The sequence below is a fragment of the Psychrobacter sp. CX97 genome (assembly GCF_057396285.1).
In genome coordinates, this window is record NZ_JBXYJE010000011.1 from 1 (window position 1) to 18,018 (window position 18,018).

The 18,018-nt window shown below is 40.6% G+C and carries 9 protein-coding genes; all 9 read right to left on the reverse strand.

The genetic code is table 11. The features are described 5' to 3' along the window. Positions 1-33: 33 nt before the first annotated feature. Positions 34-957 (reverse strand): IS3 family transposase, encoded by a 924-nt coding sequence (locus AC2SLL_RS09470; RefSeq protein ID WP_486530431.1) that lies wholly within the window; start codon positions 955-957, stop codon positions 34-36. After that, positions 861-1,379 carry a helix-turn-helix domain-containing protein gene (locus AC2SLL_RS09475; protein WP_486530417.1) on the reverse strand — a complete coding sequence of 173 codons (519 nt, stop codon included), beginning with the start codon at positions 1,377-1,379 and terminating at the stop codon, positions 861-863. Before AC2SLL_RS09475 ends, AC2SLL_RS09470 begins: the two co-directional genes overlap by 97 nt. Positions 1,380-1,593: 214 nt before the next feature. Continuing rightward, positions 1,594-2,775, reverse strand: a complete 1,182-nt coding sequence (locus tag AC2SLL_RS09480) for a thiolase family protein (protein WP_486531447.1) — start codon at positions 2,773-2,775, stop codon at positions 1,594-1,596. Positions 2,776-2,939: 164 nt separating this feature from the next. Then, entirely contained in the window at positions 2,940-4,280 is a 1,341-nt protein-coding gene (locus tag AC2SLL_RS09485) for a homoserine dehydrogenase (protein ID WP_486531448.1), read from the reverse strand. Positions 4,281-4,756: 476 nt separating this feature from the next. Then, on the reverse strand, positions 4,757-5,551 hold the full coding sequence (locus tag AC2SLL_RS09490; protein ID WP_486531449.1) for an OmpA family protein: 795 nt from the start codon (positions 5,549-5,551) through the stop codon (positions 4,757-4,759). 95 nt (positions 5,552-5,646) lie between these two features. Then, positions 5,647-12,597 (reverse strand): ESPR-type extended signal peptide-containing protein, encoded by a 6,951-nt coding sequence (locus tag AC2SLL_RS09495; RefSeq protein WP_486531450.1) that lies wholly within the window; start codon positions 12,595-12,597, stop codon positions 5,647-5,649. 803 nt (positions 12,598-13,400) lie between these two features. Then, positions 13,401-14,192, reverse strand: a complete 792-nt coding sequence (locus tag AC2SLL_RS09500) for a DsbC family protein (RefSeq protein WP_486531526.1) — start codon at positions 14,190-14,192, stop codon at positions 13,401-13,403. Positions 14,193-14,793: 601 nt separating this feature from the next. After that, positions 14,794-15,216, reverse strand: coding sequence for an MliC family protein (locus AC2SLL_RS09505; protein WP_486531451.1), 423 nt, complete (start codon positions 15,214-15,216; stop codon positions 14,794-14,796). Positions 15,217-15,419: 203 nt separating this feature from the next. Next, positions 15,420-17,966 carry a YgiQ family radical SAM protein gene (locus AC2SLL_RS09510; protein WP_486531452.1) on the reverse strand — a complete coding sequence of 849 codons (2,547 nt, stop codon included), beginning with the start codon at positions 17,964-17,966 and terminating at the stop codon, positions 15,420-15,422. Between the last annotated feature and the right edge of the window lie 52 nt (positions 17,967-18,018).

Below are 18,018 nucleotides of genomic sequence, written 5' to 3' on the forward strand. Positions count from 1 at the left end.
TGAACTGACCCCCAAAAGTTGGACGGTTTAAGTCTATCTCAAGGACTGAATTCTGTACTTCACAGGACTCAGTCCTTTAAGTTTAAGCTGAATACGCTCATGATTGTAATAATGAATGTACTCATGAATTTGCTTTTCTAGTTCATCAATAGTTTTAGGCTTTTCAATATAGATGGTCTCACACTTCAGTGTGCCAAAGAAGCTCTCCATTAACGCATTATCTATGCAGTTGCCTTTTCTACTCATGCTTTGTCTTATCTTATGCTTTTTAAGCGTCTTTCTAAAAGGCTTCATTTGATAATGCCAGCCTTGATCAGAGTGAAGCATTAACTTTTTATGACGACTTGTTTTCGTCTTATCTAGCGCAAAATCTAGCATTTTACTTACCACATCATAGGTTGGTCTTTTAGATAAGGTATAACTGACTATTTCATTATTATAGCAATCAAGAATCGGAGATAGATATAATTTATTGTCACCCACCTTAAACTCAGTAATGTCTGTTAACCAGCGTTTATTGGGTTTACCAGCATGGAAGCGACGCTTTAAATAGTTCTTTGCTATTTTTCCCTGTTGACCTTTATAGGATCGATACTTCTTTCTTCTGATCTTCGCATTAAGATTTAACTGCTTCATAAGCTTGGCAATAAGCTTATGGTTATGATGCATGCCTAACTGCTTTAATGCGGCTGTGATTCTACGATAGCCATACCGACCTTTATGTTGGTAATATAGCTCGATGATACGCTGCTTTAAATCAGCGTATTTGTCTTCAGCATCAAACTGACACCTATGGTAATAAAAGACACTTTTAGGCATATCAGCTATCTTAAGTAAAGCTGATATGCAATATTTATCCCTTAGTCCTTCGATGAGCCTTGCTTTGTCTCGGCTTGTTCCCTCTCCCTGAGCAAGGCATCGAGCTTTTTTAGGTAGGCATTCTCCGCACGAAGATATTCATTCTCACGTTTCAGCTCTGCTAATATCTTTTCATCATCTGGTTTGTCTGTGATAAATGGTTTGCTCATGGCCGCTCTACCTTTACGTTTAGATATGAGTCCAGACATACCCTGTAGTCGATAAGCTTTGTGCCACTGGCTGATTAAAGCTGGTGAGCTGATGTTATACCTTAGAGCAACTTCCAATTGACTTAGGCCTTGGGTAAGCATCGTTGTTAGTACGTTAAGTTTAAACTCACTACTGTATTTGGCTTTGCTTGTCTTTGGCTTAATAGCCTTTATACCACCGCTTTGATATTGCTTGACCCATTTACTTACAAATCTTGGATTCACTTTAAACTTCTTTGCTGTGGCATGACCGGTATGTCCTTGCTTATAGTATCCTATGACTTTGATCTTAAAATCTAGATTGTAACGCATAAAAATACCCCATAAGTTGTGTCCAACTTTTGGGGGTCAGTTCAACTTTGGGGCTCTTTTGTGTTTGAATGTAATCATGGTTGTTAAGACTAATATAGTCAAAGTACTTTAAAATCAATACAAGGTAATCGAATGAAAGAAATGCAATTGTAGGCTAAATAAACCAGATTAATATCATAGTGATTATAAATTAGCCGACTATAGATGTTAATAGTTATGCCACTTCAATAGCAACGGCAACAGCTTCACCACCGCCAATGCACAATGAGGCAACACCTTTTTTACCACCAGTACGTTTCAATGAGTTAATAAGGGTCACTAAAATACGGGCACCTGAACAGCCTACTGGATGACCAAGCGCACAAGCACCACCCTCAATATTAACTTTAGAATGAGGGATATTTAGTTCTTCCATCGTTACCATCGTAACCATGGCAAAGGCTTCGTTGATTTCCCATAAGTCGACGTCTTCAACTGACCAACCGGCTTTGTCTAAAACTTTTTCAATAGAGCCAATCGGCGCAATCGTAAATTCGCTTGGATGGCGCGAGTGAGAGGCGGTAGCTACAATGCTGGCTTCGATGTTAAGTCCTTTATCTTTAGCCACTTGTTCAGAAGTAACCACGACTGCCGCTGCGCCATCAGAGATTGAGCTGGCATTTGCAGCAGTGATAGTACCGTCTTTAGCAAAAGCAGGACGAAGCGTAGGAATACGTTCTGCATTGGCATTACCTGGCTGTTCATCAGTGTCGATACTCACATCGCCTTTACGATTTTTAATAGTTATCGGGGTAATCTCGTCTTTAAAGTGACCTTCTTTAATAGCGGTTAAAGCACGATTTAATGACTCAATAGCGAAGTCATCCATTTGCTCACGGGTATAGCCCTTCTCATTAGCCATTTCTTGAGCAAATTGACCCATCAGCTTACCCGTATCGGCATCTTCTAAGCCATCTAAGAACATATGATCTTGGACTTCTTTATGACCCATCCGGTATCCGCCACGAGCCTGTGGTAAAATATAAGGGGTATTTGTCATAGACTCCATGCCCCCTGCAACAATAATATTAGCACTGCCAGCTTTAATTGAGTCATGAGCTTGCATGACCGCTTTAAGGCCAGAACCACAAAGTTTATTAATAGTTACAGCACCGGTGCTATCTGGAATACCTGCATTACGCATTGCTTGACGAGCTGGACCCTGTTTAACTCCCGCTGTTAAAATACAACCCATGATAACTTCATCCACTTCTTCAGGCTCGACCCCTGAACGCTCGACAGCGGCTTTAATAGCAGTAGCACCAAGTTGGGGGGCAGTTGCACCACTAAGGTTACCTTGGAATCCACCCATAGGGGTACGTGTACCACTTACAATAACAATTGAATTTGATGACATAATTTTATCCTTAATTTGAAACCTACTCACACATCAGAGTAGGGTAGTAGTGAGTACGTTACGTTCTAAGTTAATTTAAGAGCGACTAAAAAGCATATCTTCTGTCCCTATATTACAGACTTATTATATGTTTTTCCTCAAAAACTAATTAGTAAAGTTTATATTCAATCTAATTCGTGTAGCCTAATACGTACGACATTTGAGGTAATTGCGTCTAATGCTTCTATTTTATTTATGGCGATATTCATTCGACTTTCAACAACCGGTAGAGTCAAAATTATAATTGGAACCTGTCCTTTTTGATGGGCAGGCTTTTGTAATATCGCATCAATATTAATGCCAGCATCGCTTAAGATACGGGTCACGTCTGCCAATACGCCAGGTGTATCATTTGCTTGTAATCGTAGATAGTAACCTGCAACCATTTGTTCAGCGGGTAGGATGGGTATGTTCGATAGCGCCTCTGGCATAAATGCTAAATGCGGCACATGGTGTCCGTCATCTTCTACCGTTAACACACGAATCAAGTCCATCACATCTGCCATTACTGCAGAAGCCGTGGCCCCAGCCCCAGCCCCGTCTCCATAATAAAGAGTTTGGCCTAAGGGGTGCGAGTTAACCAATACCGCATTTTTAACGCCATTGACATTCGCCAGTAGTTTGTCTTGTGGAATCAAAGTAGGGTGAACTCGCAATTCAATACCCGTTGCTGTTCTATTACAGTCTGCTATATCTTGATCATCATAACGGCGTACGGCAAAACCTAAGTGTTTGATACGGTAGCCTAATTCTTCGGCATATGTAACGTCTTGCAGGGTAATGTTGGTTATGCCTTCACAGTAGACTTTATCAAATTGTAGAGGAATACCAAAAGCAATAGAAGCCAGAAGCGCAAGTTTGTGTGCGGCATCTATGCCTTCGACATCAAAAGTAGGATCTGCTTCTGCATAGCCGAGCGCTTGCGCTTCTGCCAATACATCATGGAAATCTCGGCCTTTATCACGCATCTCCGACATGATGAAGTTGCCTGTGCCATTGATAATACCCGTTAACCAATCTACTTTATTCGCAGCTAACGCTTCACGCATCACTTTGATAATAGGAATACCACCAGCAACAGCAGCTTCATAAGCGACATGTACGTTATGCTGCTCTGCTAACGCAAAAATTTCGTTGCCGTGTTCTGCAAGTAAAGCTTTGTTAGCCGTTACTACATGTTTACCATTTTTAATGGCGTGGGTAATCACCTCTTTGGCAATGGTTTGCCCGCCGATGACTTCGATAACAATATCGACATCATCGCTCTCTGCAATTGCCATTAAATCGCTGTTTTGTTTTATACTAGGCTCTATGTCATCACGTTGACGCCGAGTTCCTACTTGGGTGATATAAATGTCATGGCCACTACGTCTTTTAAGCTCTGATAGGTTGTCTTTTAGTAGGTCTAGCACGCCTGTACCCACAGTGCCAAGCCCTAGTATGGCAAGTTTAATTGATTTACTCACGGTATCCTCAGTAGTGTTATTAAGCATTATTATAGAGAGTAGATAGTATTAAGGGGGTGCAGCTATCAAATCAAATTATCATTATATAGATAGTACTTCATTACATTATATAGATAGTACTACCCTAGTGCTAACAAGCTAAATAATACAATCTAAAAGGTTAAATAGACTACAGGTTAAAGTTAACATGGTAGTGGTTTAAAAGTAACTTAGCGGTCAGCACTTTAACTGACGGTTTAGTCTAAAACGACACCCATACTATCAGTCAATGTAACGCGAATAAAGTGCTAACCCTCATAAAATCCTAAAGGTACAAAATAATCCGATGATCAGTGCTCTTGATTAACCTTTATATTTTATCAGCTTTTGTTGATTTGGCTTAGGGGTTAGTCAGGGTAAGTGGCTGGGTCATTGTTTATGATCCCATTAATTTATAGTAATGATAAGTTATAGCAATGAAATGACCTGTTTATACCCTATTTAAGACGACCTACGACCTGAACTTCAACACGGCGGTCGGGCGCTAGACATAGTTTGGTTTGCTCATTACTCATATTTTGGCAGCTATTTGTTAAAGGTGAGGATTCTCCCATGCTGGATATAGTCATAGAGGAGGGGTTGAATCCTCTGCGAATTAACTCATCTCTTATCGCATTAGCACGTTTAAGCGCTAATTCATAATTATAGGACGCATTACCTAAGTAGTCAGTATGGCCTATTATTTTAATAGAATGAACCTGATTGTATGCTTGATGAATGCTAGAAGACAGTTTATTGATATTGAATGCACTCGAAGACTTTACATCTGCTGAGTCAAAATCAAAAAGTAAGTCAGAAGATAATGTAAAGGTGCGTACTTTTGGTTGAATGTTTGTTGGTACAGGCTTTAAGGCTGTCTCAATAACTTCAGCACATTGCGGGTTATTCCAGTAATAGTTCTCTACCACATCATCTTTATTATAATGTAGTTGTAATTGACACTGTATATAATTTCTTGAATTGGGTAGACGGATATTGAAAATGTAATTCCAATTATTCGAGTTAAACTCATTAAAATGTGGATTTCCGATTAACTGACGCACCGTATCATCGTTAATGCCCCTGTCAATATGAGTCAGCTGTATAGGATCATACCGTGGAATATCTTTTAAATAAGATCTACTAACATCAGGAAATTCAATATCTTTATTTATAGGATTGACAGTATTCGCTGAAGCTGAAGCTGCGATGGCTAAAATAGTGTAGGAGAGTATTGAAAATAGTCTTTTCATAAGTGATACCTTACTGATTTTGTAATAGTAAATAGGGGAGCCAGACTGGCTAATTCAGGAATAGCAAGTCTGACCAAGAGCATTAAAACTAAGATTTAATCAATAACACCTGAAACACCAATACGGAATAAAGGATCATTTTCTGTATTGGTTGATACGCCCCCATTTATAGACCAGCGACCGTTATCGGCAGTTCGACGCAGGCTAACACCTATTGCTGATTCACTATTATAATGACTTGCTCCTGCAGCATAAGTCCATTTACCAGCAACATAGGGTGCATTTTCAATTGCGGCTGCTGAAGCTATACCTGCAGATAGCTGATTTTCTAAGTCATCTATTTGAACGGCCATTTTATAGCCAAGATCGTTCAACTGATTCACATTGACTGCATCGGTACCATACACGCCTGGCGCAACGTTTTTAATAGTATTCCCCCCATTATTGAGACCTTGACTAGTGACACTTATAGGATTATTAGCCGTATCTGGATTGGTTATAGTGATACCGTTGTTATCAATAAACGTATCACCGATGCTAACACTCTCCACTGTAATATTATCAGCCAATGCTACTTGAACCCCATCTTCTGAAGTCGTTGTAGCTATATTATTATCGCCTGTAATATTAACAGTATCACCAAGTTGGTAGTTGTTTGCAGTATTGCCATTACCAACATTTAATCCTTTACTAATATTAGCCGTGTTGCCTGCAATATCATTACGATTGGTTGCAATATTGCCAGCATTAAGTGCCACCTTCTGATTAGTATCATTTAATTGACTACCATTAATAGCATCAGAGCTACCCGCATTAATATCGCCATCAGCTACATTAGCGAGTTTTGTCGGTACTGTTGTGGAACCATTGGCATTTTGAATACTCGTCATAATGTTAGCGTTTTCTACTACATTACCACTACCATCAATCGCAGTATTAAAGCTATTACCTATCTTATAAAGTTTATTTCCTTCAGTGTCTGTATAAACAACAGGTAATTGAGAATTGTTTGTGACACCTTGAGCATTTACTGATAGGTCATAACTGACGCCATTATCCGTTGTGGTTTCAATGACACTTACCGTACCATTATTAGAGGTAACTTGCGTACGGCCATCATCAACATATTGTTTGTTGGTCACTGAGTTTGGTGTATTACCCACATTTTCGACTGTCATATTAACCGCGTTTACTGTACTAAATGTTACCTCATCAGAAGTTGACACTTTAATACCACCATTACCATCATCTTCTAACATGATATTTTTACCAGTAACAAAGTTAGCTGTATTAGAGGCTTTATTAATGGTTTTAACCTCTTTACCATCAATTTGAGTGACTATAGTTTGCAGAGCACTATCTGCTACCCCACCAACTTTGTTCAACTGACTGACATTCACTGCGTCTGTTGCGTCTGTACCTGCTTTAACGTTGGTCATGACCGTATTACCAGCATCAATACCAGTCGTCTTATCTATATTGACTTGACCTACTGTGACTGTATCAAAAGCAACTTCTGGTTTAGTACCAACGGTAAAGTTAGCACCTTCGCGAGTAATGGTAATGTTATTACCATTAACGAAATTAACCTCATTTCCTATATTGATAAGTTCGCCTTCATCACTATTAGCTTTAGCAATAAAACCTGAGTTATTTATGGCCTTTGCTATATCATTTGAGGTGGCAAGAGAGGTAGGGATTTCAGCAGATATAGCACCCTTATCATCAGCCGTGAAGCCATGCGTAACTGCAATAACATTCCCATCATCATCTTTAGTAATAGTCATATCGTCTGTATTCACAGAAACATCAAAGGTCGTTGCACCGGTGGTATCGTTTTGAGTAGTAGTGACAGTGATAGACTCATCAGCAGACCTGACAGCTTCTTTTGATCCCGCAGCGGCGTTACTTAACTGACTCAAGTTAACAGCATCTGTTGCGTTCACACCCGCTTTCACATTGGTAATGACTGTATCGCCTGCATCAATACCCGTGTTATCAATAGTCACTGGACCTACTGAAACGGTATCGGCAGTGACTGAATCGAAGGTCACATCCTTGGCTGTGGCTACTTTAATAGAACCATCTTCATCACTTAAGACAATGTTGTCACCGTTTTTAAAGTTGGCAACATTGTCGTCTTGATCAAGCGTTTTCACCTCAGTACCGTTGATTTGGGTCACCACAGTTTGCAGGGCAGAGTCCGCTTTACCTAGACTCTCGATAGTGTCTTCAGTGAGCTCAACCTTATAATCAGTAATGTCAGTTGCCTCATCTTTAGTACCGGTAACGCTTAAGCTATCTGATGACACCGTAGATTTTTCTGCATTGATGGTATATTCAGTACCTGCAGCAGCATTAGTATCTGTATCAATAGTCACATTGTTACCTGCAGCTACTGTATTGTGCTTTTTACCGTCTGCGATTGCGTCTTTAGTAGTTTGATTAAGATCAACTTCATAGGTAAGTAAGCCATCAGCATCTTCTGTACCGCCTATGACGGCTACCTTGCCGTCAGTAGCGGCAGTAAGGATGGTTTTAGTGGCGTTAACCGTGTAGATGGTATGACCGTCGGCAGATGTTGTGTCTTTATCAACTGTCACTTGTTTGCCAGCTTTAACTTCGGTTTTCAAACCTTTAATTTGCGAAACATTTACGGCATCAGTATCTGATGTTCCAGCAGCAACATTAACGATTTTGTTATTACCATTATCTAAACCTGCTGTCGTTAATCTAACTCGGTCTTTTGAGGTATCACTAGGTGTGATAATAACCCCATTGCCAGTGACATTATTAATATTACCGTTAGCATCAGTAAATTCAGCATCAGTTAAACCTTTTAAGCTTTTTGCCAGTTTAACGTCAAGAGTATCAGCTTCGTTACTAACCACACCGATATTATTGTCAGTTAACAATGTAGCATCTGTGACACCGCCTTCGACATTGACCGTATCTCCAAGTTTACGGTCAAAATCAGCCCCTGTATCGCCAGAGAAAGTAAGAGGGGTCTGTGCTACTTGTTTTAACTGTGCAACGTTTACCGCGTCGGTATCTTCAGAGCCTGCAGCGACACTGGTAATTTGACGGGTTAGGTCATTACTTACATCACCAACAGAAACTGCAGCTTGGGTAGCTCGCCATGTAGAGTCTTGGATAGTAGAGTTCGTATTTGTAAGAATATCGTAGCCACTTACAGTAGGGATGTCTCTAGTTGCTATAGATGCAGATCCAAGAGCAACACTATTTTCAATAGTAGCTTGGGATTCAGTACCAAGCGCTATTGCGTTTCCAGCTTCAGCTTGTGCACGTTCGCCAATTGATATCGTATTGTTTATCGCCTCTGAAGTACTACCTAAATTTATACCCGCACTTTCACCAATGGCAATATTAGAGCTGCCTTCTATGTTATTACCAGCGCCGATACCTAAAGCAACGTTATTTTTGCCATTAATCTGTTGACCAGAGCGGTAACCAACTGAACTGTTGCCTGTACCGGTTACGTTTTGGCCAGACCAGTGACCTACTGCTGAGTTTTGAGCACCAACTACACCCTGTCCAGATAGTCCACCTAACGAAACGTTACGACTCCCTTCGACATTCTGACCAGCTTGATAACCGACAGATACATTATCTACACCAACATTTTTGTTGTTATCGTCTGTTCCTGAACCAGCTTGCATACCTAAAGAAGTATTACGAGAACCACTGGCATAAGCACCTGCTAATACCCCAACACTTGTATGACCGTCACCTGCGGTACTTCGGCCACTTTGTGAGCCTACTGAAGTAGTTCCTTCACCTTGTGCTTCGGTACGATAACCTATTGCGATACTTTGCTCGCTTTGCGCTTCAGCACGATAACCGACTGCGGTGGCGTTGCGGCCAGTTGCCTCAGTACTAAAACCAACGGCTATGCTACGATCTCCAGTGGCTTTAGCCTTTTCGCCAGCGGTAACAGTAGTTGCACCCGTGGCCCCTGCTGCTTCCTCTATTTTACCTAAATTTGTGGTGGCGTTACCTGTACCGGCGTTAGAACCGTCAGCCTTATTAACGTGGAAGTAAGTATCTTTATTTAGTTTATTTATCGTTTCATTAAGTTGACTACCATTGATAGCATCTTTGGATGAATCACTAATTAAACCATCAGCTACATTAGTGATTTTATTATTGTTTGCATCAAAGCCATTGGCTTTTACTACGCCTTCAAAAGTTGGAGCATCAAGCAATTGAATATCAATTTTGCCATCTGTAACAACCGTTTTTATATTATCATTGCGTGAATCAGCAGTTGCTCCACCAGAGATTTCAAGCGTAGATCCTAGCTTTTGCTGTGAACCATCGGCATCTGTATCTTGTAAAACATTACCTGTGAAGGTTAGTGGGCTACTGGCTAAGTTACCTACCGCTTTTAACTGGGCTACGTTTACCGCATCACTATCTAAAGAGCCTGCGGCAACGTTTGTAATTTGACGAGTATTGTCAGCGTTACCCACAGACACTGCACCCATATTTCCAATAGCCATATTGCTTTTAACCGTAGCAGCAATAGCGTCTTTATCCGCATCAGTTGATAGAGTAGAAGCATACACTTGACTGTCAGCCAGTGTAGGCGTAGCAGCGGTAGTTACAGTAGTAGGAGCAGCTAAAGTCCCAGTTAATCCTTCTCTGTCGGCAATTGACTCTCCACCTAGTGCCACACTATGGTCTACAGAGGCGGTTGATCTAGAACCTAGAGCGGTACTTCTTAATTCCAAAGCTTGTGTTATTTCGCCAAAAGCAACCGCACCGTCAGCCATGGCTTTGGCCTGAGCACCAAGAGCAACTGGCGTTGCATTACCATCATAAGGTGTTTGAGTTTCTCCGCTATAATTAGACTCCGCATAAGCACCTATTGCTATACCGCCACCTTGAACACCATTATTACCAAATGTCTGATTACCATCTATACCTGTTACTTTAGCGTAATTACCAATTGCTACACCTGCAAAAGTCTGGTTGCTAGCACTATCGCCTATGACGACAGCACCACCACCAGGGCTACTTGATGACGCTTGATCCCCTAATACAACATTTGCGCTATTATAGCCATTTGCGCCACTGGCAGCATTCCAATAATAGGTAATTGCGCTAGAAGCATCAGCGCCAATGACCAAATCACCAGTTTGAGAATCGTTTGCATGATTCAGATTTGAATTGGCGCCATTACCCATTACAATTGAGTCTGGATTGGTTACGGTAGTATTAGGTCCAATGGCTATTGCACCCAGTCCAGCCGCATTAGCCGCATTATTATTGTAGTTGCCTTGGGCAATATCATTATCATTGACACTAAAATAATGGGTTTCTGCCAACTTTAATTGAGCCACGTTAACAGCGTCGGTATCTTCAGAACCCGCTGCCACACTAGTGATTTGACGGGTTAGGGTGGTACCATCCCCGACTGAGACGGCAGCTGTAGTCGCACGCCACGTAGAATCAGTGTTAGTTGAGGGTAGACCAGTTAAGGCATCATAACCACTTACAGTTGGGATATCTCGATTGGCGATAGACTTAGCACCAAGAGCAATAGAATCCACTAAAGTGGCAGTGGATGCGTTACCTATCGCAACAGATCTCGTTGCTTCGGCATTTGCACCTACATTGCTATTATAACCCCCACCTATCGCAACCGCTCCTGATCCACCTGCTTTAGCTGCGCCACTTGCTGTACCACCACCAATGGCAGTGGCTCCAGATTTAGTGGCTTGAGTTGAACGGCCAATTGCTGTTGTGTAAGTTGAAGACGCTTTAGTATCAGCACCTATAGCAATACTATTATTACTTGAAGACTGAGCTTTTTCACCTATAGCAATACTACTACTGCCGCTTGCATCTGTATTCATGCCGATTGAAACGGCTTTACTGCCTGAGGCTTGCGCACTCATACCAGCAGCTAAAGCATTAACACCACTTGCACCAGCGGTTGCATCTAGTTTTCCTAAGTTAGATATTACTGGTGTTTGTACCGTACCTGTATCATTGACATGAAAATAAGTATCTTTATCCGCTGCAATAGCAACAGACCTAAGCTGAGCTACGTTTACAGCATCGCTATCTGCCGAACCTGCTGCAACATTAATAATTTGACGAGTTTGATCAGGGTTACCTATTGATAGCGGGGCTAATTCGCCATTTACCGTTGCTGCGATAGCCGTTTTTTCTGCTGTAGCAGCATAATCAGGGGCATAAACCTGTGAATACCCAATAAGCGTTTTATCTTCAGTAGACCTAGTTGAAGAGGTAGTAGTACCGTCATTTAAACTTCTTAGTTCAACATAATCAATTGAGAATACTCTACTTCTATCTTGCGTCGGTTGTGAGGAGGTAGCAGCGACACCTGCAGTAGTACTCAATATAGTAGCTTCACGATTTGCATCACTTTTGGCACCAATTGCTATAGCGCCTTTCCCCGACGCTTGAGCACTTTCACCAAAGGCTACCGTACCATCGCCATAAGCTGACGAAAAACCACCGATTGCGGTTGGCGTCAAGGCTTCACCTCTTGGATCTGAATCTTGAACGGCGGTTGAGTTATCCCCTATTGCCTTTGCACCATAACCTATAGCCACCCCACCATCAGCAGTTAATTTATGTTGACCTTTGTCTTCTCTTATAGGCGCATAGACTTTAGAGTTCATTCCGATAGCGACCGCACCTTGCATTAATGCCTCAGCGTTATAACCACAAGCCACTTCAGACTTTAAACCTGTAAAATTATCAGGGTCTATTGCTCTCACATTGGCAAGCGTCTGTTCTTGACTCTGAACCTGTGTTATTCCACCCCCCAGCAAACACTTAACATCATCTTGCTGATTTGCCATAGCTGGAGCGCTCATGCCAAAAGCTGTGCAAATACCGATTACCAAAGCACTCCTCTTAAAGACAGAGTTTGACTTAGGTTTTACAACGGATCTATTGCTTCTTTTGCCTTGGCCTTTGGCGTATTCTGCAACAGCAACAAATGTACCAGTGGCTGTATTAAATATTACTTTATAGACGTGGTTCATGCTAGTTTTCCTAGGGGTATTCAAATATCCTTAGAGGATCTAAATAAGGTTGAAAAATAAGTTAATCATAAAAATAATTAATTTCTAAGTAAAAAAAGCTAAAAATTTTTATACTGAATTTATATAAATTTTTAATAATATGTAATATTATTTTATTTATAATTATTAATTGTAATATAGTGTAAATTTATATTAAATAAAAGAATATTTATATATTTTTTTCATGAAAATTGCAATGATAATTTATAACTATTGTTTATGATAATATAAATCTAAGTGATATTAATATAGTATTTAGTTTTTTTAAACTATCTGATCAAAATTGACCCAATAGCTTAAATCGATTCGATAGCCAAATAAATCAGTCAATTAACAAGAGGTGTCATAGAAAACATGCAGGCTGAAATATAGTTTAAAACTTTATACAGTATAGCTTTGAGGGGGAGTGAAGTTATAAAAAAAAGCTCGCTATTTTGGTAAAAGACATACCAAAATAACGAGCATAAATAACGCAAACAAAAGGATAAGTGTTTAAGCCTATTAAAGATTGTTTAATGACAAAGTGACTCAAATAGCATGCGTTGTGTCTATTGACAAATAAACGCTATTTTTTAGCGCAAATTTCGTCCCTTGCACTAAATACCCAATAAATCCTAGGGGATGTCAGACTCTGCCAATAAGGCTGAATGAATGCTAAATATATTGTTAGAAATTACCACCTTTTAGGCCATAGTCGAATAGGAACTATACCCAAAAGATAGGATTGGAATAATTTATCGCAACAGCCAGTAGGCTATCTAAATTTAAGAATTATCAATCGCCGCTTTCGCGAGTTGTTGAGAAGGCAAATAGCCCCCAATCTGTATACCAGACTCAGTAAATATGGCAGGTGTACCGCTGACGCCTAAGTTCATTCCTAACTTCATATGAGATATAACAGGATTTTTACATGATGAGGCTGTTATTATCTCACCAGATTTCGCTTTATTCATAGCATCAACTTTGTCATCACTACACCAAATTGACTCCATCTTTGGAATACTTTTTTCACTGCGTGGCCACGCAAGATAACGTACCTCAATACCTAGTTTATTGATTTCTTCCATTTCTGAATGTAGTTTAGTGCAATAGGGGCAGTCGGCATCAGTAAAGGAATAAATAACTGCTTTTGTTTCTCCCTGTGCAGGGTAGATAATCAACTCATCTTTATCAACAGCGGCTAGTTTTTCTTTAGCACTTTTAGCCACTAAATCTGAGCTTATATCAACAGGATGGTCGCCACCTACTTCTACAATTTGACCTTGAATAACATATTTTCCTTCCTTATCCGTATAAAATGCAGGTGTCCCATCTCCAGTTACCCAGTAGATATCTGGCATGTCGGTAGGTACTGCTGAGGTAAAGGTTTGTTCAATACCTGAAGCTTTGAGATTGGTTTGAAGTGCACTCAATACATCATCGTTAGATTTTTTTTCTACTGATTTATTGTTAGCATTGTTTACTGAGTTTGAAGATTCAGTAGTGTTATCCACCTTGGCTGTGGTGTCTGTAGAATTATTATTACAGCCCACCAAAGCGACACTAAGTGTCAACATGACTATGAGATTTTTAGTAAAAGGTGTTAATTTTTTAACATGGGATTGTTTAAGTATGGATTGCTTAAGTGTTGATTGATTAATATGACGAATCATAATGAGCCCTTTTGGAATAAGCTTTTTAATATTTATTTGATTAAGATAACAGTAAAAAGATAGTAAATAATTTGAACGTTTATTTTTACCCTATGTTTCTTTTTACGCTATTATATAGGTATTGCCATTTTTGCAAATATTGCTAAGTGTAGCATATTCTTTTTTAAGGGGTGTGTAAGACAGCGGTAAATAGACAGTATAAGAAGAGGTTTAAAAATGGGTTAAGGCAACACGTGTATCTTTATTTGAATAAGTGTTGAGTGCTACATGCTAAGTGTTGAGAACACGCCCTGAAAAATGACATAAATGAAAACAGCCACCTTTATGGGTAGCTGTTTCAAAGCGGTCGCTAAACTTTCATAAATAGAGACCGTTGATAGATGCGATTTACACAAATATGTCTTTCATTCATTAAAAACGTTTTGCGAGTTAAACCTGATTTTGCAATATATTTCATTATTTACATATTAGATAACTATGATAATTAGATAGCTATGATAAACGATTATTTGATGATACAGTTCGCTTGGTAGTTTCTGCCGTTTTTCCACTGCACAGCAAATAAAGCCTCATTACCTTTCGTATGCCATTCGATAGTAGAGTTAGGGTTTAAGCTATCCACATAAAGTTCGCCAGAGGCTGATACTTGACGATACAATCTAAGAGATCGGTTTTGAAGTTGGAGTTCAGGAAATGTTGCGGTAAGACGTACAACAGAACTATTAGTAAACTCGACAACAGCATTGCCTGCTTCGCCACAGGTGTAATGCACTGGGGTCATGATCTCAGTGGTTTGAGGTGCTCTTTTATCTTGAGTGTTAGGAATATTTTCAGCGCCAAATCCTGTACTGTTGCTGCCACCAGATGCACAAGCGGTTAATAGTGTAATAGCAGGTAATGACATTAAAAATTTTGTTGTGCTTTTCATGGTTACAGCTCCTTCTAATTATAAAAAAACGCATTATTTTCGTATTGATGAGAAATTTTAGAAAACCTTAATATCGATATATTATGACATTTAACAACTTGCATATGTTAGAAAATTTTAACATTGAGCTATAGAAAAAATCTCTATTAATTGTTTAAGGTTTTCTAAAGTTTATAGTTATTTAATAGCCAGTTACTTAATATCTAGTTACTCACTCTAGGCGGTAATCCTGTATGCTGTGTTTGGAAGTTGCCTTTTTGAACTTTTTTGCGCTGATTTCTGACGGGCTTAGATTCTGAACTTTTGCGAGAATTAGCCCCTTTGCCTGAATTAGGTTTATTGCTACGCTTCACTGAATCTGATCCTACACGGCTGTTTTTCTTGCGTGCTGATTGATAAGTGTCTTGACTGTCTCTACCTTCTAAGCGTGAATTAAACGGAGGCACCAGACAATGTCGTGCCGTTCCGATTAAATCTTCTCGGCCCAAACGTTTTAAAGCAGCACGAAGCATGCCCCAGTTTTTAGGATCATGATAACGTAGGAAGGCTTTATGCAATTTACGCTGTTTGCCTGACTTAACGATTTCAACATCGCCTTCACTACGCGTCACTTTATGTAGTGGATCTTTGTGCGTGTGATACATGGTAGTCGCGGTTGCCATGGGGCTTGGGTAGAACGCTTGAACTTGATCGGTTCTAAAGTCATTACGTTTTAGCCAAAGCGCCAGATTCATCATATCTTCATCTGTCGTACCCGGATGGGCGGCAATGAAATAAGGAATCAGATATTGCTCTTTGCCTGCCTCTTGGCTATATTGCTCAAACATCTGTTTAAACGTATCGTACGAACCCATACCCGGCTTCATCATTTTCGATAACACATTTGTCTCAGAATGCTCAGGCGCAATCTTTAGATAGCCACCAACATGATGCGTCACCAGCTCTTTAACATATTCAGGATCTTTTACCGCTAAGTCATATCGTAGCCCTGAGGCTATCAGGATTTTCTTTACCCCTTTAATATCACGTGCTTTACGATATAGTTTGGTCAAGTTACTATGATCGGTCAGTAAATTTTCACAAATATCAGGATATACGCAAGAGGGTTTACGACAGTTCTTCTCTATCGTCTCATCTTTACAGCTTAGGCGATACATATTGGCAGTCGGGCCACCAAGGTCTGATATTACACCAGTAAAGTTTGGCGCAGTATCACGAATGGCTTCTACTTCTCGCAGAATAGATTCTTCAGAACGGCTTTGAATAATGCGTCCTTCATGCTCAGTAATTGAGCAGAACGTACACCCACCAAAACAGCCACGCATAATATTGACCGAAAACTTAATCATATCAAAGGCAGGAATACGCGCATCGCCATAACTTGGATGCGGGACTCGCTGGTAAGGCAAATCAAACACATAATCCATCTCTTCCACAGACAATGGAATAGGGGGTGGATTAAGCCAAACATCAATATCGGTTTGTGAGTTGCCACCGCCCTTCTTTTTACCTGAGCCATGACGTTGAACAAGCGCACGGGCATTACCGGGGTTGGTTTCCATATGCAAGATACGATTAGCATGAGCATACAGTACAGGGTCAGATTTCACTTGTTCATAATCGGGCAGGCGAATGACCGTTTTCTCACGTGGCGGTAATTTTAACTTATGCTTACGCGCGGTTTTTGGTTTATTGTGTTCTGAGAGGCTGTTTTCCGATTGTTGGTCATTATTTTTCGGAGCTTCAAGACCAACCATTTTTACTACCTGAACATCATCATTCACTTGGTCGGCATTAATGACCTTATTCTCTACAGGCTCTGACTTAAAGCCTTTATATTGACGCTCCATAGATGACAGGCTTTCTTTTATGCTGTCATTTTTGCTTTGATTATAACCACTCTCGGTAATGCCTTTCTCTTTTTCAATAGAGCAACTGTCTAAGTCTTCTGTCATCACATAAGGATTAATAATCGGATCGACACGGCCCACTGTATCCACATCGTTACTAGCGACCTCAACCATGCCAGCCTTCCAGTGACGACGAGATGGCGTGAGCAGATAAGCCGTACCCCGTAGGTCGCTCATCTGCTCAAAGGTATAGCCCTTTGACAGACCATGCACCACATCCACAATCGCCCGTTCGGCATTGCCATAGAGTAAGACATCGGCACGACTATCCAGCAAAATACTACGGCGCACCTTATCCGACCAATAGTCATAATGAGCAATACGGCGCAAACTGCCCTCAATACCACCCAAAATAATCGGCACATCAGGGTACGCCTCACGGCAACGCTGACTGTACACAATCGCCGCTCGGTCAGGGCGCTTATCGGGCGCATTATTTGGCGAATACGCATCATCACTACGGATACGACGGTCAGCGGTATAACGGTTAATCATACTATCCATATTACCGGCAGTCACCCCATACGCATAAACGGGCTTGCCCAGTTCCATAAACGCATCTTTGCTGGTCCAATCAGGCTGAGCGATGATTCCCACACGAAAGCCTTGGGCTTCTAGCAAACGCCCGATAATCGCCATACCAAAGCTTGGATGATCGACATACGCATCGCCTGAGATGATAATCACATCACAGGCATCCCAGCCAAGCTCATCCATCTCAGCGCGTGACATCGGCAGAAATGGCGCAGGATCGTAGCAACTTGCCCAGTGCTTATCATAGTCATATAGAGGCGTAACCCCTTGTTTAAAAGCGGTGCGGGCAATGGTTTCAGCTGACATGGGGATAACCTAGGTAATGATTTTATGATCTAAAGGACAATAAAAATGAGCA

What these genes read in the sequence shown, in the direction of transcription:
- AC2SLL_RS09475 (WP_486530417.1), bottom strand. Translation starts at nt 1,379, where the DNA reads ATGCGTTACAATCTAGATTTTAAGATCAAAGTCATAGGATACTATAAG.
- AC2SLL_RS09480 (WP_486531447.1), bottom strand. Translation starts at nt 2,775, where the DNA reads ATGTCATCAAATTCAATTGTTATTGTAAGTGGTACACGTACCCCTATG.
- AC2SLL_RS09490 (WP_486531449.1), bottom strand. Translation starts at nt 5,551, where the DNA reads ATGAAAAGACTATTTTCAATACTCTCCTACACTATTTTAGCCATCGCA.
- AC2SLL_RS09495 (WP_486531450.1), bottom strand. Translation starts at nt 12,597, where the DNA reads ATGAACCACGTCTATAAAGTAATATTTAATACAGCCACTGGTACATTT.
- AC2SLL_RS09500 (WP_486531526.1), bottom strand. Translation starts at nt 14,192, where the DNA reads ATGTTGACACTTAGTGTCGCTTTGGTGGGCTGTAATAATAATTCTACA.
- AC2SLL_RS09505 (WP_486531451.1), bottom strand. Translation starts at nt 15,216, where the DNA reads ATGAAAAGCACAACAAAATTTTTAATGTCATTACCTGCTATTACACTA.
- AC2SLL_RS09510 (WP_486531452.1), bottom strand. Translation starts at nt 17,966, where the DNA reads ATGTCAGCTGAAACCATTGCCCGCACCGCTTTTAAACAAGGGGTTACG.